Genomic DNA, 22,840 nt, shown 5'->3' on the forward strand with positions numbered 1-22,840 from the left:
GTGCTCTTCGCCGAATTGCCGCAGCTTCGTTATATAGCTCTTGCTATATTCATAAGCCGCTGCTTTTATATGCACCAGCCAGGTCGCCCTCGCCGCCCTCTCTCCCCAAGGACGACGCCTCATGCGCATTTCCGCCCTTCGCCGCCTGCCACTGGCTGCCGCCATCGCCCTCACCCTGCCGCTGCCCGCAGTGGCAGCCACCCCGAAACCGACCGAACTGGATCGGGTGCAGGTGAAGGTCAGCACCGCCACCCGCAGCGAACGCCTGCTGTCCGACGTGCCGATCCGCACCGAAGTGCTGCGCAAGGAAGACATCGCGCTGCGTGCGGCCACCGACTTCTCGCGTGCCGCCGAGCTGATCAACGGCCTGCGCGTGGAGAGCAACTGCCAGAACTGCAACACCAGCGAAGTGCAGCTGCTGGGCCTGCCCGGTGCCTATAACCAGTTGCTGTTCGATGGCATCCCGCTGCTGTCCACGCTGGGCAGCGTGTACGGACTGGAACAGATTCCGGCCGGCTTCGTCGACCGCATCGAAGTGGTCAAGGGCGGCGGCTCGGCGCTGTACGGCCCGGGTGCGGTTGCCGGTGTAATCAATTTGATCCCGCCGCTGCCGGCGCGCAGCGGTGGCCATGTGCAGGCCGGCGTGGATGTACTGAAGGGTACGCCGCAGAAGAACGCCGACGTGCGACTGGACCTGGTCGCCAAGGACGCAGACGCCGGCCTGTCGGTGATCGCCCAGCGCAACTGGAACGGCGGCATCGACTACAACGGTGACGGCTACACCGAGATCACCCGCAAGGACCTCAAGGTCGGCGGGTTGCAGGCCTGGTATGCGCCCACGCCGGGTACGCGCCTGCGCCTGGACCTGCAGGTGACCGATGAAACCCGCCGCGGCGGCAACCGCCTGGACCAGCCCGAGTACCTGGCCAACATCGCCGAATCGCTGGATACGAAGTACCGGCGCGGCAGCGTGTCGTGGGACCAGGAAATCAATGCTGACGTCGATTTCCGCCTGGCCTATGCCTTCGCCGACATCGACCGCGACAGCTTCTATGGCGGCCTGGGCGACGTGATCACCGATCCGTCTACGCCTGGCTATGACCCGTCGCAACTGGACCCGAACGTGGCCGGCAGCGCGGCCTCGCGGTCGTGGCGCCAGTACGGCCGCACCCACAATCCTCTGCACTACATCGACAGCCAGTTGAACTGGCGGTTGGGTGCGCACGCGCTGGCCTTCGGCGTGCAGTACAAGCACGAGGCGCTGCGCGACGACAACCGCACCGGTGACGGCCAGCGGCTGGCGGTGCTGGAAGATGCCACCTTCCACAACCTGGGCGCCTTCATCCAGGACGAGTGGAGCCTGCGCGACAACGTCGACCTGGTGCTGGGTGCCCGCGTGGACAAGAGCTCGGAGCTGGACAGCGCGGTGTTCTCGCCGCGCATCGCGCTGGCCTGGCAGGCGACGCCGAAGCTGAAGTGGCGGGCGGGTGTTGCCACCGGCTTCCGTGCACCGGAGATCTTCGTCGAGGACGTGCATGTCGATACGTTGGGGGCCGAACAGGTGCGCGTGCGCAATACCGACGGCCTCAAGGAAGAGCGCGCGTTGACCACCCTGTTCGGCTTCGATTGGCGCTCGGACCCGGCCAATCCGGTCTGGAGCTGGGATGCCACCGCCTCGTATGCCCGTATCCGCGACACCTTCGCGCTGGGCGAGATCCAGCGCGGTGATGACGGGCAACTGAGCCAGCTGCGCTACAACGCCTCCGGCTCCAATGTGCTGGGCGCGGAAACCAACCTCGGCTGGCAACCCTCGCCGCAGTGGCGCCTGACTGCGGGTGCCTCGTGGTACCGCTCGCGCTTCCGCGAACCGCAGCGCATCTTCGATGACACCGGCGACGGTGGCGACACCGTCATTGAAAGCCGCGACTACCTGAAGACACCGCGCTGGACCGGCCTGGCCCAGCTCAGCTGGATGCCCGCCGAGCCGTGGGAAACCTTCGTCGCGCTGCGCCATACCGGGCCGATGTCGGTGCTGAACAACCGGCTGGGCGAGTTGCACCGCACGCGTTCGTTCCTGGTGACCGACCTCGGTGCGCGCTGGCACCGTCACCTGGGCGCGCAGGCGCAGCAGGAAGTGTCGGTGGCCGCAGGCGTCAAGAACGTGTTCGATCAGCGCCAGAAGGATCTGGAGGTAGGCGCGCTGCGTGACAGCGACTATGTCTACGGGCCGCGTTTCGCGCGTTCGTGGTACGTCAACCTGCGCTATGCGTTCTGAGCTGCAGCGAGCGTTGTTGCTGGCCTGTGCCGTGCTGCTGGCCACACCGGCGACGGCTGCGGACCTGCACGCGCAGGTCTCGGCCTCGCTGATGCGGCCGGAACAGCGCTCGCTGCGACCGATGAAGTGGTCACCGCCGCCGAAACTGGTGGCGCTGTACTTCGGCGCCGACTGGTGTGCACCGTGCCATGCCTTCGTACCCACGCTACGCAGCGTGCGCGATGCGCTACGCGAAGCTGGCGCCGATACCGAAGTGGTGTACGTCAGCCAGGATGAGAGCGAGAGCGCGTTGCGACGCTACATGCACGCGCAGGACATGCCGTGGCCGGTGCTGGACCCGCGCCGCGCCGCACGCATGCCGGCACTGCAGGCCTTGGCCGGGCTGGCACCGCCGAACCTGGTGCTGATCGATGCAGACGGCAGGGTGCTGGCCAATGGCTGGCAAGGCCGGCGTTACGAAGGCCTGCAACCCGTGTTGAAGGAATGGACGAAACGGGCGTGCGCGCAGGAACAGGCGCGATGTCCGCCTGGATTGTAGGGTCGCGCGAACAAAAGCAGATTCCGCAAGTAGATCCACGCCATGCGTGGATACATTTGTAGAGTCGAGCCATGCTCGACTGATTCCATCACCGCGCGAACGGCAGCCGAGCATGGCTCGGCTCTACAGAACACCGGATTCCGCCACCACACGGACACCCTCCGGGCATGGCCCGGCGCTACCGTTACGGCGCCTCGCCCTCGGCCTTGCGCACGAACGCTTCAAACAGTGCCAGCGTCTGCTCGCTTACATGGTGCTCGATACCCTCGGCATCGCGCCGCGCGGTATCCGGGTCCACGCCCAGCGCCAGCAGGAAACGCTCCACGGTCTGATGACGCTGGCGGCTGGCATGGGCCAGCGCCTCGCCTTCCGGGGTCAGGAACACGCCACGATATGGACGCTGCACCACCCAACCGTCGCGGGCCAGCCGCCGCAGCATCTTCGCCACGGTGGGCTGGGCTACGCCCAGTCGGGTGGCGATGTCGACCTGGCGGGCCTCGCCGCCATCGGCCAGCAGATCCGAAATCAGCTCGACATAGTCCTCCACCAGCTCCATCCGGTGCGCCTCGCGCACTTGCCGGAAGCTCTCGACCTGGCGCTCGGCCTCGATCAAGGGAGTGCTTTTCAGCGATGTCGAATCGTCGGTCTTGCCCACGCCTGCGCCTGTCCTTCCGGGGTGATCCGGTGTTGAACCTGAATTCTGGACCAGTAACGCGATAAAGACGATTGTTTCACATTGCTAATGACTATAGCAGGAGCTATATTCGGAACCATGAACACCCTGGCACCCCGCGACCCTTCGGCCTCCACTGCGGCCAGCCTGGGCGCGCTCAACGCCTCGGTGGCAGTGCCCGACAAGGGCCACTGGTGGTTCCGTCTGCTGGCCTTCCTCGGCCCGGGCTACATGATCTCGGTCGGCTACATGGACCCGGGCAACTGGGCCACCGACCTCGCCGGCGGTTCGCGCTTCGGTTACCTGCTGCTGTCGGTCATCCTCATCTCCAACCTGATGGCAGTGATCCTGCAGGCGCTGTCGGCCCGGCTGGGCATTGCCACCGGAATGGACCTGGCTCAGGCCTGCCGTGCCCGCTACCCGAAGCCGGTGAACCTGGCGTTATGGGCGCTGTGCGAGGCGGCGATCATCGCCTGCGACCTGGCCGAGGTGATCGGCACCGCGATCGCGCTGAAGCTGCTGTTCGACCTGCCGTTGCTGTGGGGCGCGGTGATCACCGCCCTGGACACGCTGCTGGTGCTGCTGCTGATGAACCGCGGTTTCCGTGCGCTGGAAGCCTTCGTGATCGCGCTGCTGATGGTGATCTTCGCCTGCTTCGTGGTGCAGATCGCGATGGCCGCACCACCGGTGATGGCGGTGCTGGGCGGGTTCATTCCGCGCGCACAGGTGGTGACCGATCCGCAAGCGCTGTACATCGCGATCGGCATCATTGGCGCCACGGTGATGCCGCACAACCTGTACCTGCACTCGTCGATCGTGCAGACCCGCGCCTATCCGCGTACCGACGAAGGCCGTCGCAGTGCGCTGCGTTGGGCGGTCACTGACAGCACCATAGCGCTGACCCTGGCGTTGTTCATCAACGCCAGCATCCTGATCCTGGCGGCGGCGGTCTTCCATGCCAATGGCCGGTTCGACGTGGAAGACATCGAGCAGGCACATCAACTGCTGGCGCCGATGCTGGGCGTGGGTGCAGCGGCCACGCTGTTTGCGATTGCCCTGCTGGCATCCGGCCTGAATTCGACAGTGACCGCGACGCTGGCCGGCCAAATCGTGATGGAAGGCTTCCTGCACCTGCGCCTGCCGCCGTGGCTGCGGCGTCTTGCCACCCGCGCACTGGCGATCATTCCGGTGGTGGTGGTGATCATGCTTTTCGGCGATCAGGGCGCAGTGAAGCTGCTGGTGCTGAGCCAGGTGGTGCTGTCGATGCAGCTGCCGTTCGCGATCATCCCGCTGGTGCGGATCGTGACTGACAAGGTGACGATGGGCGCGCTGGTGGCGCCACGCTGGCTGGGCGGCATCGCGTGGGCAATCGCACTGGTGATCGTGGTGCTGAACGTGAAGCTGCTGGTCGACACCTTCACCGGCGGGTGACGCCAATGCCGGGATCGGTCCTGCCCCAGTAGATCCACGCCATGCGTGGATGCCTTTACGCGGTGTGGGGTCAGAGCCCTTGCCTCTGGCAAGGGATCCGACCCCGCCATCTCCACGCTACAGATGCAACGCGATCGCCGCTTCAATCTGCTGCGGCGACTGGAACCCGGCCAGGCGCGTGCGTTCGTCGCCGTCACGGAACAGCGACAGCGTCGGCGTCTGCCGCAGCCCCAGTTCCCTGAAGAACGCCTCGCCCAGCACCTCCAGCTGCACGCGCAGCAACGTGGTGCCCTGCCCCGCCACGCTGTTGGCCACACGGTGCAGCGACATCTCCAGCATCCGGCACCCCGGGCACTGGTCCTTGTGGAAGTCCACCAGTACCCTCGGGTGTTCGGCCAGCAACTGCTGGAACTGCTCAGGCGTGGTGGCGTCGATGATCTGCATCGGTGTTGCTCCAGTAATGGGCCAGGACCGCATCGGTCCAGGCCTCGATGGCCGCGGCATGGCGTTCGCCATGCGGCATCTGTTCGATCTCCAGCGGCGGGTAGTCGCTGCGGAAGTAGCGGATCAGGCGGTGCACGGCACCGCAGTAGTACTCCTGCCCCCACTGCGTCTCGCCGGTGCCGAACACCGCCAGCTGCCGTGGCCGCTCGCCGCGCTCGGCGATGCCGGCCACCCACGCCTTCATTTCTGCCGGCGTGCGGCCGGCGTTGTCGGTCCAGCAGCCCAGCAGCACCAGGTCGGCCTCATCGGCCGCCAGCGGCGGTGCCTGGCGCAGGTCGTCGGCCTCCTGCCAGTGCACGGCATGCCCCGCAGCGCGGCAACGCTCGGCAATCTGCCGGCCGAGCTCGCGGGTGTTGCCACTCAGCGAGGCCACCACCAGCAGGATGCTCAGCGCCGCGCCGGGCTCAGAGGTCGTCGAAGCCGTTGTCGACGTTGGTCTTCTTGTAACTTGCATTGCGCATCTCGAAGAAGTCGGTCTTGGTCTCGGTGAAATTGTCGGCGTAGGCCTTGATCCACGGCATCACGTTGTCGGTGGTGTCGCTGTACAGGCGCTCGATGCCGAGCATGCCGGCCATCTTGTTGGCGCGGTACTTCACGTAGCGCACCATCTCGTCCACGTCGATGCCATCGATGCCGTCCAGCACCTCCGACGACCACTGCGTCTCCAGCTCGATCGCATGTTCGAACGACTGGTGTACGTAGGCGGTCAGCTCATTGGTCTGCAGCTCTGGGTTCTCGCCGATGATGGCGCGGATCAGCTCGCTGATGAACTTGGTATGCGCCAGCTCGTCACGGTTGATGAAGCTGATGATCTTGCCGGTGCCGTTCATGCGGTTCTGCCGCACCATGTTGTAGAAGTACGCAAAACCGGAATAGAAGTTGATGCCTTCCAGGATCGAGGACTGGATCAACGACTTCAGCAGCGTTTCGGCGGTCTTCTCGCGCATGAAGTCGTCATACGCGCCCATGATCGGTGCATTGCGCTTGATGATGGTCGGGTGGGTGCGGGCGATCTCGAAGATGCGGTTCTGGTTCGGCAGGTCGGTGATCGAGGCCAGCACGTAGCTGTAGCTCTCGTTGTGGATCACCTCCTGCTGGCCGATGATCGCCGCATTGGCATGCGCGGCCGGGTCGGTGATGTACTCGGCCACGTTGTAGATGAATCTCGTCTGCGGCGAATCAAGCGTGGCCAGCAGGCCGATGATCGAATCGTAGGCATTCTTCTCACGCGCGTTGAGCTCGCCGTACTGGCGGGCATCCAGCTTCATGTCGACCTCGTCGGGAATCCAGAAGTTGGTCGACAGCTCCTTGTAGGCCCGGTAGAACGATGGGTACGGAATGTCGTTCCAGTTGAGAATGCCGCTGGTCTGGCCGTTGATGATGCCGGTGCTGCGGTTGGGATGGCGCGGTTCGAGGATCTTGATGCGGTCGAGGGGGGTTGCCATGGTCTTCTGCCTTCGTTCTTCTATCGTGTTGCCGGCCAGCGGCCGGCACTACCCTGGATCGCGGGGTTGCTACCGTGGGTCAGCTGTGATCAGCTGGAGCACCACTCGCATTCGCTGATGTCGATGTCGTTGGAGCGCACGTAGTAGGTGGTCTTCAGGCCTCCGCGCCAGGCGCTCAGGTGCAGCTCCAGCAGGGTGCTGGCGCGGATGGTGCTGGGCACGTACAGGTTGAGCCTGATCGACTGGTCGACGTGGCGCTGGCGGCGCGCGTTCTGGCGCACGCTGGCGAACTGATCGACCTTGTAAGCCCCTTTCTCGTAGTACGGCCAGGTTTCCAGCGACAGGCCCGGTGCAGCCACCGGACGCCGGAAATCCTTTTTCTCCTCGTAGTAGAACGCGCTGTAGATCGGGTCGATGGAGGCGGTGGAACCGGCGATCTGCGCGGTACTCATGTTCGGCGCCACCGCCAACAGCCAGCCGTTGCGCAGGCCGTGCGTGGCGACCTCGCGGGCGAGGCTGTCCCAGGCCGCGCCGCTGTAGTCGCGGTCACTGAAGTAGCGTCCGTTGTGCCAATCGCTGCCGGCGAACATCGGGTAGCTGCCCTTCTCCTTCGCCAGCTGCGCGCTGGCCTGGATGGTCAGGAAGTTGATGCGCTCGTACAGGCGGTCGGCCAGCTCTTCAGCATCCTGCGACTCCCACTGGATCGACTGCTGCGCCAGCAGGTGGTGCCAGCCGAACGTACCCAGGCCGATGGCGCGGTACTTGCGGTTGGTGATCGTGGCCTGCGGCACCGGCAGTGCGTTGAGGTCGATCACGTTGTCGAGCATGCGCACCTGAATCGGGATCAGGCGTTCCAGCACGTCGGTGGCCAACAGGTCATCCGGTGCACTGATCGCACGGCCGAGGTTGATCGAAGACAGGTTGCAGACCACGAAGTCACCGGCACGACGCGTCGTGACGATCTGGTCGCCGCTGACGATCTCCTGGATCATCCGCGTCGGGCTCATGTTCTGCAGGATCTCGGTGCACAGGTTGCTGGAATAGATCATGCCCGCGTGCTTGTTCGGGTTCCGGCGGTTGACCTCGTCGCGGTAGAACAGGAACGGGTTGCCGGTCTCCAGCTGGCTGAGCATGATCCGCTTGAACAGATCGATGGCCTTCACCGTGCGGCGGCTGATGCGCTCGTCGGCCACCAGCTCGGCGTAGCGTTCACGGAAGCTGCCCGAACCACGCTTCTCGTCGTAGAAGTCCTGCAGGTACCAGCCCTTGGCCTGCTTCACCTCGTGCGGATCGAACAGGTACCAGTCGGCGCGACGCTCGACTGCTTCCATGAACAGGTCGGGCACGCAGACCGAGGTGAACACATCGTGCGCGCGCAGGCGCTGGTCGCCGTTGTTGAGGCGCAAGTCCATGAAGGCTTCGATATCGCGGTGCCAGATGTCCAGGTACACCGCCACCGCACCCTTGCGCTGGCCGAGCTGGTCGACCGACACCGCCGTGTTGTTGAGCTGCTTGATCCATGGAACCACGCCGCCGGAGGAATTGGCCACGCCACGGATCGGTGCGCCACTACTGCGCACATAGCCCAGATAGGCACCCACACCACCGCCGTGCTTGGACACGCGGGCGATATCGGTGTTGGAGTCATAGATGCCCTGCAGGCTGTCGTCCACCGTGTCGATGAAGCAGCTGGACAACTGCCCCCCCACCTTGCCGGCATTGGCCAGGGTCGGTGTGGCCACCGTCATGTACAGGTTGGACAGCGCCCAGTACGCCTCTCCGACCAGCTGCATGCGCCGCTCGCGCGGCTTTTCCTCCTGCATCAGGTACAACGCGATGGTCAGCCAGCGCTCCTGCGGCAGTTCATAGACCTCGCGGCTGCGGTCGCTGGCCAGGTAGCGCGTGGCCAGCAGGTACAGGCCGTTGTAGGCGAACAGGCGGTCGCGTTCCGGGTCGATCATCTCGCCGGCCTGCTGCAGCTCTTCCTTGGAATAGCAGCGCAGGATGTCATTGCTGTAGATGCCGCGGTCGGCCAGGCTTTCCTGCAGGCCCACATACGAGCCGTACTTCAGTCCAACGTCGTAGAAGCGGTTGCGGCTGGCGCGCTTGTACAGGCGGCGCAGGTAGATGCGCGCTGCAAACTGTTCCCACTCGGGTGCGACCAGGTCCACCCGCGACTCAGCCTCGCGGATCAGCAGATCGACCAGGTCATCGGCGCTGATGCTGGGCTTGCGCTCGACCATCGCCTGCACCACGCGGCGGTAGTCGCTCACATCCAGCTGCGGGAACTCGGCATGCACGGCGTCGATGCTGCGCTGCAGGCGCTCGGCCTCGAACGGCAGGCGACGGTTGCCGGCCTCCTTGGTGATCCAGGTCGGCACGCGCTCGCCACCGGCGCGCAAGGCGTCGCCAGCGCCGGCCAGATCGGCCACGCGGAAGGTACTGTCGGTCATGGTGGTGGAACTCCAGGCTCGTACGCGCGTTGGCGGTCGATGCCATGGCGGCCCTGCACGCGATACCGGCGCACGGGGCGAACGGGTGGATTGCCAAGGCACGGGAACGTAGGTCGTCGGCATCTGCCTGCGCCTGCGGCCGGTATCCGGGCCGTGGGGGGCGACCTGCGTCCGCACGGTGGCGGCCGCGTCGACACGGCAAGCCTTCAGGGGCGGGCCGCGGGACGTTTGCTGCATGTCCGGCGGCGGCGGCTGACCGGGAGTGACGGACACAACATAGTGGGGATATTTCAGCCCGTCAACACAAGATGCGGTAATCAACACATGTCGCGACGATCAGTCGCAGGATGCCGTGTTGCACCTGCGGCGCCTTGTCGACAATGCCTGCGTCCCCAGTTCGGTACAACGTCAACTTTCCCCGGAACACCGCCCATGCGCGCTGCCCAGTACCCCTCCTTCGGCGACCCGGCCGACGTCCTTGCCATTGCCGATGCCGCCCTGCCCGAGCCCGGCCCCGGCGAGGTGCGCATCCGCACCGTGCTGGCCTCGATCCACAACCACGACCTGCTGACCGTGCGCGGCCTCTACGGCTACAAGCCGACGCTGCCGGCGATCGGTGGCAGTGAAGCACTGGGCGTGGTCGATGCACTTGGCGACGGCGTCGACGGCCTGCAGATCGGCCAGCGGGTTGCCGCCGCCTCGGTGCACGGCACCTGGGCAGAGGCCTTCATCGCACCGGCACGCATGGTGATTCCGATGCCAGAGGCGATCCCCGACGAAATGGCCGCACAGCTGATCGCGATGCCGCTGAGCGCGCTGATGCTGCTGGAATTCCTGCACGTCGAGGCGGGCCAGTGGATCGTGCAGAACACCGCCAACGGCGCGGTGGGCAAATCGCTGGCGATGCTGGCGCGGGCGCGTGGCGTGCATGTGGCCAACCTGGTGCGCAATGCCGATGCGGTCGCACAGTTGCAGGCGCTGGGCATCGATCATGTGTTCGACACCTCGATGGACGGCTGGAAGGATCGTGTGCGTGCAGCGACCGGCGAAGCGCAGGCGGCGGCCGCGGTGGATTCCATTGGTGGCGACGCCAGCGGTGATCTGGTCGACCTGCTCGGCCACCACGGCACGCTGGTCTCGTTCGGTGTGATGAGCGGCGAACCCATGCGCATTCCCGCCGGCGGCCTGATCTACAAGGAAGCCACGGTGAAGGGCTTCTGGGGCAGCAAGGTCAGCCAGGCGATGGCGGTGGAGGACAAGCGCCGGCTGGTTGGCGAGCTGCTCAAGCGCGCGGCCAGTGGCGAGCTGACGCTGCCGGTGGAGCAGGTCTTCGCACTGGACGACATCGCCAAGGCGGCGAAGGCCGGTGCCGGTTCAGGCCGCAATGGCAAGGTGCTGCTGCGGCCTTGATGGCCGGACAGCCGGTGGGTGCGGACCAACGGTCCGCAACCACCGGAGCACAGGCCGCCCCACGGAGGCTGCAGACTTTCGTTAAGAACCTGTGATGTATAACTGAATGCGCTTTCGTCATTGGAAGGCGCAGGTGGCTGCGTGCGGTACTGACGGCCCCTCCCCCGTTCGGCGTTGTCGCTTCCATGTACCGCACCACCCTGAACCTGCTTGCCGGCGCGATCGCGCTGGGCCTCACCGCCGGCGCTGCCGGCGCCGCTGAAACCGCCGACACCGGCAAGGACAGCACCACCCTCGGCACCGTGCTGGTGACCGGCTCCAACATCAAGCGCAGCGATACCGCCGGGCCGAATCCGGTGCAGATCGTCAGCCGCGAACAGATCGAACAGACCGGTCGTTCCACCCTTACCGATGTGCTGCGCAACCTGTCGGCCAATGCCGGCAACAGCTTCGACGAGCAGTATACCGGCAGCTTCGCCGCCGGTTCTGCATCAATCGGCCTGCGCGGCCTGTCGCCGAAGAACACGCTGGTGCTGGTCAACGGCTACCGCGTGTCCAACTTTGGCTTCGCGCTCAACACGCAGGACACTTTCGTCGACCTCAACGCCCTGCCGATCAGTGCGGTCGAGCGCATCGAAGTGCTGAAGGATGGCGCCTCGGCGGTATACGGCTCCGACGCCATCGCTGGCGTCATCAACATCATCCTGCGCAAGAACTTCCAGGGCGTGGAAGTCGGCGGCGGCTTCGGCACCGCCACCCAAGGCGGCCTGGACGAACGCAAGGCCAACCTGCTGGCCGGCTTCGGCGACCTGGAACAGCAGGGCTGGAACGTGCTGTTCGGGCTGGACCTGCTCAAGCGTGATCGCCTCGACGCCGACCAGCGCGCCTATACCCGCAGCGGCGATTTCCGCGACAAGCCCGGCGGACGCCTGGCCGGCCGGTCCACCGCCGGTGGCAACTGGCTGTCCAACCCGCGCGCGCCGCAACCGTTCGCCAACTGCCCCGACGGCAGCCAGCTGCGCCCGTACAGCGACTTCGGCAGTACCCTGCCCGGCCAGGCCTGCGCCTTCAACGCGCAGCCGTTCAAGACCCTGCAGCCCGGTGCCGAGCGCCTGCAGGCCTCGCTGAGCGCGACCTACCGCTTCAATGACAGCGTCGAGGCGTTCGCCGATGTGCTGTACAGCCACAACAAGGCCGACCAGATCTTCAGTGCGCCGCTGACCGTCGGCCCCGGCCTGCGCGCGTACAACCCGGCTACCGGCACGCTGATCGACGTGCCGGCGGTGCTGCCGGTCGGCCATCCCAACAATCCGGGCAGCACGCCGCTGCCGTTCGAGTACACCTTCTTCGACCTCGGCCCGCGCCTGAAGGACAACACCCAGGTGTTCTACCGTGCACTGGCCGGCGTGCGCGGCAGTGGCGAGCGCTGGGACTGGGAAGTCGCAGCGCTGACCTCGCAGAGCGCGCAGCGCGAGTACGTCGACAACTTCGTCAACCGCTATGCGTTCGAACAGATCCTGCGCGACGGCAGCTACAACTTCCTCAACCCGTCCAGCACGCCGGGCGCGCTGGATGCCCTGCGCCTGCAGACCAAGCGCCCGGGCTGGTACAAGCTGCACGCATTGAACGTGAAGGCGTCGACCTCGCTGTGGGAGCTGCCGGCCGGTGCGGTCGGCTTCGCCTGGGGCGCCGAGTTCCGCAAGGAATCACTGGACGCGCGTACCAGTGCACAGGTGCTGTCGGGCACCGAACTGCGCCCGGCCATCAACGTGGTCAACGGCGAGCGCGAGGTCAGCGCCGCCTACGCCGAACTGAGCGTACCGCTGCATCGCACGCTGGAACTGCAGGTGGCCGGCCGTGGCGACCACTACGATGACTTCGGCAAGGCGTTCTCGCCGAAGGTGGCGCTGCGTTGGCAGCCGCTGGACAGCCTGCTGCTGCGCGGCTCGTTCTCGCGCGGTTTCCGCGCGCCGTCGCTGCCGGAGATCGCGCCGGGCCAGACCGTCAGCTATGGCTCGGTGATCGATCCGCTGGATCCGCTGCAGCCCGGCGGCAGCCGTGGCGTGACCAACATCCGCACCGGCAACCCGGACCTGAAGGCCGAACGCTCGCGCAATTTCAACGTGGGCGCGGTGTGGTCGCCGGATGGCGCTACCAGCATCGGCCTGGACTGGTACCGCATCGAGCAGGACAACCTGGTCAAGCCGGACAGTGCGCAGTTCATCGTCGACAACCCGACGCTGTTCCCTGGTCGCGTGCAGCGTGATTCACAAGGGCGCGTCCAGTTCATCACCAACCAGTACGCCAATCAGGGCGAGCTGACCACCTCGGGGCTGGACCTGGACGCCAGCCGTACCTTCCGCACCGACGGTTGGGGCAACTTCACCGTGGCCGGCAGCTGGACCCACCTGCTCAGCTTCAAGCAGCCACTGGTGGCCGGCCAGGCCCCGTATGAGGGCGCCGGCAACAATCGCCACGGCGCATTGCCGCGTACGCGCGGCACCACCTCGCTGAACTGGGCGGTGGGCGACTGGAGCAGTACGCTGAGCCTGCAGTACGTGAGCGGCTACGACCAGCGCGTGGCGACGGCCACCAGCAACCCGGGGCTGCGCGACCGCATCAAGCCGTATCACCAGCTGGACCTGTACGTGGCGTACGAGGGCATTGCCAACACCACGCTGTCGCTGTCGGTGCTGAACCTGACCGACAAGGACCCACCGTTCGACCCGGCCGGTGGTTCCAATGGTTTTGACATCAGCCAGTACAACCTGCGCGGGCAGTTCGTCTCGCTGGGGGCGCGCTACCGGTTCTGATGCGGCAACGGGGCGGCGGTGATGCGCCGCCCCTCTCCCGGTAGAGTCGACTGTCAGTCGACTCGCGCGCGAAGCGCGGGCCTTTCGATGTCCGCAAGCAGGAGCAGTCGACTAACAGTCGACTCTACCCATCCAGGCATTCATCACCCATCGAAGCGGTCGTGCATCACCGGCTCAGGTGCAGGAACTGCAGGTGCCGTTCGTACTGGCTGATGATGTCGTTGATGATCTGCTTGCGGCTGTACCCCACCAGGTCGTAATCCTGACTGCCTTCGAACAGGTGCACTTCGGCGCGGTAATAACGCTGGTTGCGCAGCTGCTGCGCGGCGAACGACGGGGTCAGGTAGCCGCTGAGGATCACCCGGTACAGGAAGTCCTGCTGCTCGCCGTGATTCACCGTCAGCTCCATGTCGCCGGCCTCGAAGCGGGTGGCTACATCCCAGCCCTGCCCGCGCAGCTGCTCGGCCACCGCCTCCATCGCTGGCTTCACGGTGTCGTCCATGAAGCGGTAGACCTGGTCGCGCACCGGGAAGTGCATGGCCTGGCTCAGGCGCTGGCGCCAGCCCTGGTGGTGGCGGTCGTCACCGATCAGCGGCGACGGCCGGTACTGCAGCGCGCGCTTGCGGTGCGATTCGTCACTGAAGGCGCGGGTCAGGCCCCACATCATCAGCAACAACACCGCCGAGAACGGCAGCGACGCCAGAACCACCGCCGATTTCAGCGCATCGATGCTGCCGGCCAGCAGCAACCCGGCGGTCAGCACCGCGATCACCGTGCCCCAGAACACCCGCAGCCAGCGCGGACCATCATCCTCCGGCGCCCCGCCATGCGAGGACAACGTGGACAGCACCACCGCGCCGGAGTCAGCCGATGTCACGAAGAAAATGAAACTGACGAACACCGTCACCGCGATCACTGCCTTGCTCCACGGGTAGCCGTCCAGCAGCGCGTACAGCACAGTGGGTGGATCATCCACCGCCAGTTGCGCCAGTTGCTGCTGGCCATGGTGCAGCACCTGGTCCAGTGCACTGTTGCCGAAGATCGACAGCCACGCCAGGGTGAAACCCAGCGGGATCAGCAGCACGCCGAACACGAATTCACGGATGGTGCGGCCACGCGAGATGCGCGCGATGAACAGGCCGACGAACGGCGCCCAGCCGATCCACCAGGCCCAGTAGAACACCGTCCAGCCGCCCAGCCATTCCGGTCGGCCGCCATAGGCGTACACATCGAAACTCTTGCCGACCACGCTGCCGAGGTAGTCGCCCAGGTTCTGCATCAGCGTGCTGAGCAGGTACTGGGTGGGGCCGGCGCACAGCATGAACAGCACCAGCGCGATCGCCAGCAGCATGTTGATGTTGGCCATCCAGCGCACGCCCTTCTCCACGCCTGAAACGGCCACGGCCACCGCCGCGCCCATCATGCTGACCACCAGGATGATCTGCACCAGGTTGGAGTGCGGGATGTTGAACAGGTGCGTCAGGCCAGCGTTGAGGTGCAGCACGCCGAAGCCCATGTCGGCGCCGATGCCGAACACGGTGGCGACAATGCCCAGCGCGTCCACGGTGTAGCCGATCGGTCCATTGATGCGCTTGCCGATCAGCGGGTAGAGGGCCGAACGCAGCGCCAGCGGCAGGTTGTGGCGATAGGCGAAGTAAGCCATCGCCATCGCCGCCAGCGCGAACACGCCCCAGCCATGCAGGCCCCAGTGCAGGAACAGCAGCTGCATGGCCTGACGCGCACCGGCTTCACCGGCCGCCGGATCGCCCTGCGGCGGCTGCAGGTAATGGGTCAGCGGTTCGGAGACGCAGAAGAAGAACAGGGTGATGCTGATGCCGGCGGCGAACAGCATGCCGGCCCAGGAGAGATAGCTGAACTCCGGCTCGTCATGGTCGGCACCGAGCTTGATGCCACCGTACTTGGACAGCGCCACGCCGACTACGAACACCAGGTAGAGGGTCATCGCCAGCAGGTAGTACCAGCCGACATTGAGTGCGGCCCAGTCCTGCGCCTTGACCAGAAGGCGGCCCGCACCGAGCGGGAACAGGCTGACGAACAGCGCGAACGCCACGACAACGATCGCCGCGAAGGCGAACACAGGTCGAAGGGTGCGCACCGGGGATTGTTGCGGCTCCAATGCTTCCATGGGGCGGCGTTCTCCGGTAGATCAAAGGGTTAGCCGACCGATTCTGGCTGAACCGCAGTGGACAGAGCATGAAGTTGCGGCCCGTGGTCACAGGCCCGGCCCGCCAATCCGTGTTATCACGCGCGCGCCGGTGCGTGCCTGCAAGCGCAGCCAAGCGCGGACCGCGTGCGACGCGGCCACGCGCTTACTGTCCAATCACGACATCACATGCACCGCACACAGCTTGTTGCCATCCGGGTCGCGCAGGTAGGCCAGGAACAGCTGACGCCCGGCCATAGTGCGGATGCCGGCCGGGTCTTCGATGGCAGTGCCGCCATGGGCCACGCCCGCATCCTGCCAGACGCGCACGGCCTCGGCGCTGTCGAGGGTGAAACCAATCGTGCCGCCGTTGGCATGGCATGCGGGCTGACCATCGATCGGTGCAGTGACGATGAACATGCGGCCATCCTTGAAGTACACCAGCCGCCCTTTGTCATCGAAGACACCCGGACGGGCGCCCAATGCAGTGAACAGGGCATCGTAGAAGCGGTGCGCGACGTCCATGTCGTTCGTTCCAACGGTGATGTGGCTGAACATGCGGGCACTCCTTGTGGAAAACCGCAGTGTCGGCGAGCGCGGCGGGCATCGCAAATGCACGCCTTCGGCCTGCTGCTGCGTGCGCAGGGTTTGTCGTGCGCCGCTCGATCACTCTATAATGGGAATCATTCTCATTAATGATCGATGCCGATGGCCGTGCCCGCCGCCTCCAGCGCCGCGCTGGCGGGGTTCTACCGCGAACACCATGGCTGGCTGCTGGGCTGGCTGCGTCGCCGCACCCACAACGCCGAGTGCGCCGCCGACCTGACCCAGGATACGTTCCTGCGCCTGCTCAGCCGTCGCGTCGATCCCTCCGAGCTGCGCCTGCCACGCGCCTATCTCAGCACCATCGCCCATGCGCTGCTGGTCAACCACTGGCAGCGCGCGGACCTGGAGCGCGCCTACCTGGCCGCACTGGCCGCACAACCGGAGCCGGTGCATCCCTCCGCGGAGGAGCGCACACAGGCGTTACAGCTGCTGCATGCCATCGCCGACATGCTGGCTGGCCTGGCCGAGCGGCCACGGCGTGCCTTCCTGCTGGCGCGGCTGTCTGGCCTGGGCTACGTGGAGATCGGCCAACAGCTGGGCGTGTCCGAGCGCATGGTCAAGAAGTACATGGCGCAGGCGATGCTGCATTGCCTGCGCCTGTCCGGCGACGCGGCGGCATGAGTGCGGCACTGGCCAGCCCGGCGCTGGAGCAAGCCGCCGAATGGTTCGCGCTGCGCCAGCAGGGCTGGAGCGACGGCGACCAGCAGCGCTGGCACGCCTGGCTGCAGGCCGATGCCGGCCACGCCGACGCGTGGCGCCGGGTCGAGACGGTCTGGCAATCGTTCGCTCCCCTCTCTGCACCGGCGGCAGCAACGGCGCTCGATGCTGCCGGCCGTCGCCGCCGTCGCGCGCTTCGCAGTCTCGGTGGCGCCCTCGGCATCGGTGCGGTCTCCGTGCTCGGCCTGCACGGGCTGCGCGAACAACGCGGCCTGCAGACACAGCGCACCGCTGCCGGACATACCGGGCACTGGACGCTGATGGATGGCAGCCAGTTGTGGCTCAACGCAGACAGCGAAGTCACGATCGACATCGGAAACGGCCGCCGCACCCTGCATCTACTTCGCGGCGAACTGCTGCTGCAGACCGGCCACCACCCCGCCCATGCCGGCCTGCCCTTGACCGTGCACGTGCCGGGCGCACGCCTGCAGCCGATCGGCACCCGTTTCGCGGTCGGCCGCGAGGCGCAGGGCAGTCGCCTGGATGTGTTCGAGGGCGTGGTGCGCTGCCTGCCGCTGTTCGGCGCGGCCCTGGACGTACCCTCAGGCGGGGCGGCACGAATCGGCCCGATGGGTGGACTCTCCCCGGTGGCTGCGGATCCGTTGCGCGGTGACTGGCAGGAGGGACGCCTGCACGTGCAGGACACCCCTTTGATACGGATCATCGATGAGCTGGCCCGTCATCATCAGGGCTATCTCGGTTGTGATCCGGCGCTCGCCGCATTGAATGTCACTGCCGTACTACCGCGCCTGGACAGCCTGCAGGCTCTGCAGCTGCTGGCCCGCGCCCTGCCGATCCGCATCGAGCAGCGCTGGCCGTGGTGGACCGTCGTGCGTCCGCTTTGAACTCGCGGTTCCCTTTCTGCGCGCTCACCGGGCCCTACAAGGGAACCCATTGCGGATGTTGCCGCCCCCATGAAACTGCCCTGCCCCTCCCCTCGCCCCCTGGCCATTGCGCTGTGCCTCGCCCTGGCCAGTCCCTGCCTGCTCCCCGCCACCGCCTTTGCGCAGAACACCGCAACGACGGTGCGCTGGCAGATTCCAGCAGGCCCGCTCGACCAGGCGCTGACAGCATTCGGCCAGCAGTCCGGCCTGCCGATCGCCGCAGATGCGCGCCTGACCCGCGGCCGCCACAGCAGCGGTGTGCAGGCCACGCTCGGTACTGACGCCGCATTGGCGCAGCTGCTGGCCGGCACCGGCCTGGCCTTCCAGCGTGTTGCCAGCGGCGTGGTGCTGCAGGCGGCACCCACCGCTGAAGCCGGGGTACGCCAGATCGGCACCCTGCGCGTGGCTGGCCAGGCCGGCGAAGGCGCTTCACCGTGGGGGCTTGCCGATGCGGACGCGGTCTACCGTGACAGCGGCTCGCGCGTGCACCTGGACCGCCAGCAGCTGGAACGCTTCCGCGGCCAGTCGATCGGCGACGTGCTGGGCGGTGCGGTGGGCGTGCACACCGCTGACGTTCGCAACGGCGGTGCGCTGGACGTCAACATCCGCGGCCTGCAGGGCCAGAACCGGGTGCCGGTGATCATCGACGGTGGCCAGCAGGCCATCGACGTGTACCGCGGCTATGCCGGTGTGCAACAGCGCAGTTATCTCGACCCGGACCTGATCAGCGCGATCAGCATCGAGAAGGGACCGAGCTTGGCCGCCAATGCCGCCAGCGCGATCGGCGGCGTGGTCTACATGGAAACGTTGAAGGTCGATGACATCCTCGATGATGGACAGACCTGGGGCCTGCGCGTACGCGGCGGCGTGGCCGACAACAGCATCGATCGCACCCGCACCTTCAAGCAGATCGCGCGTGGCAGCGACAACCGCAACAGCCTGCGCGACCCGCGCGACTGGAATGGCAGCGTGGCCTTCGCCCAGCGTGGCGAAGACTGGCAACTGGTCGCGGCCTATGCGCGGCGCCGCCAGGGCAACTTCTTCGCCGGCAGCAACGGTGCGCATCGCTATGACAACCAGCACCTGTCCAGCGGCGGCACCGGCATGTCCAGCCAGGCCGTTTCGAAACTGTTCCACCCAGGCGATGAGGTACTGAACACCCATACCGACAACGAATCGGCATTGCTGAAATTCACCTGGACGCCCAACCCGGACCAACGCCTGGAGCTGAGCCACCGCTACTTCAATTCGAGTTTCGGCGAGATCATGCCGTCGGCGATCGGCCGCGTGGGCGAGTCCAACGAATGGGTGACCTACGTGGACAAGGCCAACACCATGTTCCAGTTCGAGCCGGGGAAAATGCGGGTCAACGCCACCTCGCTGCGCCATCGCTACCGGCCCGAGGTGCATCCGTGGCTGGATCTGAGCAGCACGCTGTGGTTCACCACCGCCACCAGCCGCATGTTCAACAGCAACATCGCCAACACGCCGCTGTTCAAGGACGTGCCCAACGACCAGATGCCGGACACGCTGGGTGAAACCTATGGCCCGGGCCTGCAGTCGGACGTGAAGACCCGGCGCTGGGGCGTGGACAGCAGCAACACCACGCGCTTCAGCAATGCTCTGGGCGACTGGACGCTGCGCTATGGCGCGTCCTTCCAGCACGAGGACACGGCGCCCAACTCACCGGTGCTGCCGGTGGATTTCAACAACAACCGCTACCTGCGCTCGGGCACGCGCCGCGAGGCCAGCGTCGTCGCCTCGCTGCAATGGCAGCCGTGGGACTGGCTGTCGCTGACTGCAGGCGGCCGCTTCACCGACTACCGCACCCGCGACCGCAACCGCGTGGCCTTCGTCAGCGAATCGCGCGACCTGCGCTACACCTTCGCGCGCCTGAGCAAGGGCGGCCAGCTGCTGCCGGACTGGTACAAGGAGTGGTACCCGGATGCCCAGGGCAACTACACCTACGACTCGCTGCGCGCCACGCCCTATGGCGACAGCACGCTGGGCCAGGCCTACGATTTCGACGGCTTCATTCCTGATCCGCGCGGTGCCAACGGCTTCTATACCAAGCAGATTCCCACCGCCTGGGGTTACAAGCCGGCAATCCGGCGCTCGGGCCACGGCTTCGCGCCCTATGCCGAAGCACGCTTCAACCTCGACGACGACATGTTCTTCTACGTGAAATACGCGCAGGGCTGGAAGATGCCCAGCCTGTTCGAGTCGACGCTGGGCAACAGCACCTCGGCGCCGGTGGCTGACCTGAAGCCGGAGAAGAACCGCTCGTGGGACATCGGCTTCAGCCTGCTCAAGCAGGACCTGTGGCGCGACGGTGACCGCCTGGCGTTCAAGGTGGCCTGGTTCAAGAACGATATCGACAACGCGATCACCCGCCGCTTCGATTCCAGCAACTGGGCGTTCTACGTCGACAACGTCGACAACTACACGGTGTCCGGCTACGAGCTGCAGTCCGGCTATGACGCCGGCATCGCCTACCTGGACCTGTCGGCCAGCTACTACCAGCGCGCGCGCACCTGCGATGCGGCCACCGCCAAGCGCCTGCGCGAAGGCCCGTATGCGAAGTGGAGCAAGCTGGACACCACCCCGGACTGCGTGGACGGCGGCTTCGGCACCTCGTTCGTCAACGCGCAGAACCCACCGAAGTACTCGATCCACAGCACGCTGGGCTTCCGCCTGTTCGACAAACGGCTGGATACCGGCATCCGCCGCACCTACAACAGCGGCCCCACCCACGAACTGGACAAGCCCTGGAACACCACCGGCTCGACCGGCCTGCAGAACATCTACCTGCCGACCGCGATCTATGACTTCTACGCACGCTGGCAGTTCACCCCGCGCAGCGAAGTGGAGCTGGTGGTCAGCAACCTGCGCAACACGTACTACATGGACACGCTGGCGATGAGCCTCATGCCGGGCCCGGGCCGCACCACGCGGCTGAACTTCACCGCACGCTTCTGAGTGCTGCAGAAACAGCAACGCCCCGGGCAGATCATCCCCGGGGCGCTTGCTTGCGGCGGCTCACGCCCTGGTAGATGCCAACCTTGGTTGGCACAGCGACTCAGCACTGGTAGGCGCCAACCTTGGTTCGCACAGCAACCAAGCACTGGTAGGTGCCAACCTTGGTTGGCACAGCGACGCGCTACTTCGCAGTACTCAGCAGCAGCACCGCAACAGTGACCAGACCGATGCCGACCCAGCCGATCGGGCGCAGGCGGTTGCCGAACAACAGGCGGCCGCAGGTGGCGGTGCCGATCACGCCGATCGCACCCCACATCGCATAGGCGGTGGCCAGATCCATGTAACGCACGGCCTGGCCCAGCAGGGCAAAGGCGATCCAGACCATGACGATCGCGCCGACGCCCCAGCGCCAGCGGCGGAAACCTTCCGACTTGGCCACCATCATGTTGGCGGCGACGTCGATCAAGGCCGAACAGATCACGAAAAACAACGCCAAGGTATTCATCAGTGCGCCTCCCCGAGGGTGACGCAGACGATGCCGACCACTGCCAGCACCAGGCCGGCCAGCTGCTGCAGCGACAGGCTTTCACCGAAGACGGTGAGGCCGACCACAGTGAGCAGGGTCAGGCCGAGGCCTTCCCAGACCGCATAGGCCACGCCCACGGCGATGCGGCGCACCGACTGCGCCAGGAAGAAGTAGGACAGCGCCAGCGCGCCGGCCATGATCAGGTAACCGGTCCAGCCGCCATCGCGGGCGGCATGGGCCATGAACGAGGTGCCGACCACTTCGGCGATGATCGCCACGGTCAGGCAGGCCCAGGCGACCAGCGCGCCACGGGCCGGAACAGTACGGGACATGTGAAGCTCCTTGCAGTGCGGGGACCACGCCGCCTCATCAATGGATCCACGCCGAGCGTGGAGGGTCCGGAACGCCCCGCAGACGGGGGCGACGGAAGCCAGTATCATCGCCTTTTACGGTGGTATCAAAATGGATTCCATCGACAGGAGCGATGGATCAATGCCCCACTCCCCTGAATCCCTGCAGGCCTTCGTGGAAGCCGCAGCGCTGGGCTCGTTCTCGGCGGCAGCGCGACGCCTGCGCAAGACCCAGTCGACGGTCAGCACCGCCATCGCCCACCTGGAAGCCGACCTGGGCGTGAGCCTGTTCGACCGCAGCGGGCGCTACCCGCAGCTGACCGAGGCCGGGCGCCAAGTGCTGGGCCACGCGCAGGAGATCCTCGCGGCCGATGCCCGCCTGCAGCAGCTGAGCGTGCGCCTGGCCGCACCGGTCGAATCGCGGCTGACCGTGGTGTTTTCCGATGTCTACCAGCTCGATCCCGAGCAACGGATTCTGCAGCGCTTCGCCGAGACGTACCCGGAGATCGAACTGGAATGGCTGGATGCCGAGGGCGAGGACGTACTGGAGCTTGTCGGCAGTGGTCGCGCCGCGCTCGGTCTGCTGCCACGGCAGGAGCACTATCCGGACGGACTGGTGGCACGGCCGCTGGCGCACCACAGCGAACTGTCGGTGTACGTGGCGCGCGAACACCCGCTGGCCAGTGCCGGGAGTCGCGCCGCCGCACAGCTGGCGCGGCATAGACAGGTACGCCTGAGCGCGGAAGTCGATCAATCCCGCGTGGTCACTGGCCTGGCCTGGACCGCCACCGACTACCTGATGGTGATGGAGATGGCCGAGGACGGCATCGGCTGGGCCGAACTGCCACGGGCACTGGTGCAGCGCTACGACCGCGGGCAACTGGTGGAACTGGTACTGCCCGGCTGGCCACGGCGCATACACAGCGACCTGTTGTGGCGCCGCGATGCGCCGCCAGGCCCAGCCGCACTCTGGTGGGCCGACGCATTGGGGTGAACCGAAAAAGGGGACGGAGGGGATCAAGTCGTGTTTGGCCAAAAACACTTGTTGCCCGCCCTGCCCGTTTTGAGGTTG

18 protein-coding genes are annotated in these 22,840 nt (G+C 66.1%); 9 read left to right on the plus strand and 9 right to left on the minus strand.

The genetic code is table 11. From position 1 onward, the window contains the following. Positions 1–121: 121 nt before the first annotated feature. Both V3B46_RS01465 and V3B46_RS01470 read left to right on the plus strand, forming a co-directional pair. Positions 122–2,275, plus strand: a complete 2,154-nt coding sequence (locus V3B46_RS01465; protein ID WP_329890929.1) for a TonB-dependent receptor plug domain-containing protein — start codon at positions 122–124, stop codon at positions 2,273–2,275. Continuing rightward, positions 2,265–2,813, plus strand: coding sequence for a thioredoxin-like domain-containing protein (locus V3B46_RS01470; RefSeq protein ID WP_164171327.1), 549 nt, complete (start codon positions 2,265–2,267; stop codon positions 2,811–2,813). The genes V3B46_RS01465 and V3B46_RS01470 overlap by 11 nt, the downstream gene beginning before the upstream one ends. Positions 2,814–2,997: 184 nt before the next feature. On the opposite strand, the gene mntR is transcribed toward V3B46_RS01470, so the two are convergent. Beyond that, the gene (gene mntR / locus V3B46_RS01475) at positions 2,998–3,468 is read right to left on the minus strand and encodes a manganese-binding transcriptional regulator MntR (RefSeq protein WP_006372477.1); all 471 of its coding nucleotides are present in this window, start codon (positions 3,466–3,468) and stop codon (positions 2,998–3,000) included. 117 nt (positions 3,469–3,585) lie between these two features. On the opposite strand from mntR, the gene V3B46_RS01480 reads away from it, so the two are divergent. Next, complete coding sequence (locus V3B46_RS01480) at positions 3,586–4,917, plus strand: Nramp family divalent metal transporter (RefSeq protein ID WP_329890930.1); 1,332 nt, start codon at positions 3,586–3,588, stop codon at positions 4,915–4,917. Positions 4,918–5,034: 117 nt separating this feature from the next. Here the strand turns inward: V3B46_RS01480 and V3B46_RS01485 are convergent, their stop codons facing one another. From V3B46_RS01485 to V3B46_RS01500, 4 genes are all read right to left on the minus strand, one after another. Beyond that, on the minus strand, positions 5,035–5,361 hold the full coding sequence (locus V3B46_RS01485; protein WP_005409967.1) for a thioredoxin family protein: 327 nt from the start codon (positions 5,359–5,361) through the stop codon (positions 5,035–5,037). After that, positions 5,333–5,800, minus strand: a complete 468-nt coding sequence (locus V3B46_RS01490; protein WP_083797426.1) for a flavodoxin — start codon at positions 5,798–5,800, stop codon at positions 5,333–5,335. Before V3B46_RS01490 ends, V3B46_RS01485 begins: the two co-directional genes overlap by 29 nt. 25 nt (positions 5,801–5,825) lie before the next feature. Then, entirely contained in the window at positions 5,826–6,866 is a 1,041-nt protein-coding gene (locus tag V3B46_RS01495; RefSeq protein WP_005413719.1) for a ribonucleotide-diphosphate reductase subunit beta, read from the minus strand. Positions 6,867–6,955: 89 nt separating this feature from the next. Then, the gene (locus V3B46_RS01500; protein WP_329890931.1) at positions 6,956–9,319 is read right to left on the minus strand and encodes a ribonucleoside-diphosphate reductase subunit alpha; all 2,364 of its coding nucleotides are present in this window, start codon (positions 9,317–9,319) and stop codon (positions 6,956–6,958) included. A 432-nt stretch (positions 9,320–9,751) separates the two neighbouring features. On the opposite strand from V3B46_RS01500, the gene V3B46_RS01505 reads away from it, so the two are divergent. Further along, positions 9,752–10,729: a zinc-binding dehydrogenase gene (locus V3B46_RS01505; protein WP_329890932.1), complete on the plus strand. Its 978-nt coding sequence runs from the start codon at positions 9,752–9,754 to the stop codon at positions 10,727–10,729. A gap of 185 nt (positions 10,730–10,914) precedes the next feature. Further along, entirely contained in the window at positions 10,915–13,542 is a 2,628-nt protein-coding gene (locus V3B46_RS01510; RefSeq protein ID WP_329890933.1) for a TonB-dependent receptor, read from the plus strand. A 166-nt stretch (positions 13,543–13,708) separates the two neighbouring features. Here V3B46_RS01510 and betT read toward each other — a convergent pair whose 3' ends face one another. Beyond that, positions 13,709–15,688, minus strand: a complete 1,980-nt coding sequence (gene betT / locus V3B46_RS01515) for a choline BCCT transporter BetT (RefSeq protein WP_154352740.1) — start codon at positions 15,686–15,688, stop codon at positions 13,709–13,711. A gap of 195 nt (positions 15,689–15,883) precedes the next feature. Continuing rightward, the gene (locus V3B46_RS01520) at positions 15,884–16,264 is read right to left on the minus strand and encodes a VOC family protein (protein ID WP_154263769.1); all 381 of its coding nucleotides are present in this window, start codon (positions 16,262–16,264) and stop codon (positions 15,884–15,886) included. A gap of 150 nt (positions 16,265–16,414) precedes the next feature. Between V3B46_RS01520 and V3B46_RS01525 the strand changes: the two genes are divergently transcribed. The 3 genes from V3B46_RS01525 (at position 16,415) to V3B46_RS01535 (ending at position 20,892) form a co-directional block, all read left to right on the plus strand. Then, the gene (locus tag V3B46_RS01525; RefSeq protein ID WP_329890934.1) at positions 16,415–16,933 is read left to right on the plus strand and encodes a sigma-70 family RNA polymerase sigma factor; all 519 of its coding nucleotides are present in this window, start codon (positions 16,415–16,417) and stop codon (positions 16,931–16,933) included. Continuing rightward, on the plus strand, positions 16,930–17,874 hold the full coding sequence (locus tag V3B46_RS01530) for a FecR family protein (protein ID WP_154263771.1): 945 nt from the start codon (positions 16,930–16,932) through the stop codon (positions 17,872–17,874). Before V3B46_RS01525 ends, V3B46_RS01530 begins: the two co-directional genes overlap by 4 nt. A 69-nt stretch (positions 17,875–17,943) precedes the next feature. After that, entirely contained in the window at positions 17,944–20,892 is a 2,949-nt protein-coding gene (locus V3B46_RS01535; RefSeq protein ID WP_329890935.1) for a TonB-dependent receptor, read from the plus strand. Positions 20,893–21,073: 181 nt separating this feature from the next. Here V3B46_RS01535 and V3B46_RS01540 read toward each other — a convergent pair whose 3' ends face one another. Together V3B46_RS01540 and V3B46_RS01545 are read right to left on the minus strand one after the other, a co-directional pair. Next, entirely contained in the window at positions 21,074–21,397 is a 324-nt protein-coding gene (locus V3B46_RS01540) for a DMT family transporter (protein ID WP_110712584.1), read from the minus strand. Then, a complete protein-coding gene (locus V3B46_RS01545) occupies positions 21,397–21,750 on the minus strand; it encodes an SMR family transporter (RefSeq protein ID WP_136638070.1) in 354 nt (117 codons plus the stop codon). Before V3B46_RS01545 ends, V3B46_RS01540 begins: the two co-directional genes overlap by 1 nt. Before the next feature lie 160 nt (positions 21,751–21,910). On the opposite strand from V3B46_RS01545, the gene V3B46_RS01550 reads away from it, so the two are divergent. Next, positions 21,911–22,762, plus strand: coding sequence for a LysR family transcriptional regulator (locus V3B46_RS01550; RefSeq protein ID WP_329890936.1), 852 nt, complete (start codon positions 21,911–21,913; stop codon positions 22,760–22,762). Positions 22,763–22,840: the final 78 nt, after the last annotated feature.

Origin of the sequence: Stenotrophomonas sp. SMYL11 (genome assembly GCF_036320005.1) — a bacterium.
Taxonomy (GTDB): domain Bacteria; phylum Pseudomonadota; class Gammaproteobacteria; order Xanthomonadales; family Xanthomonadaceae; genus Stenotrophomonas; species Stenotrophomonas maltophilia_A.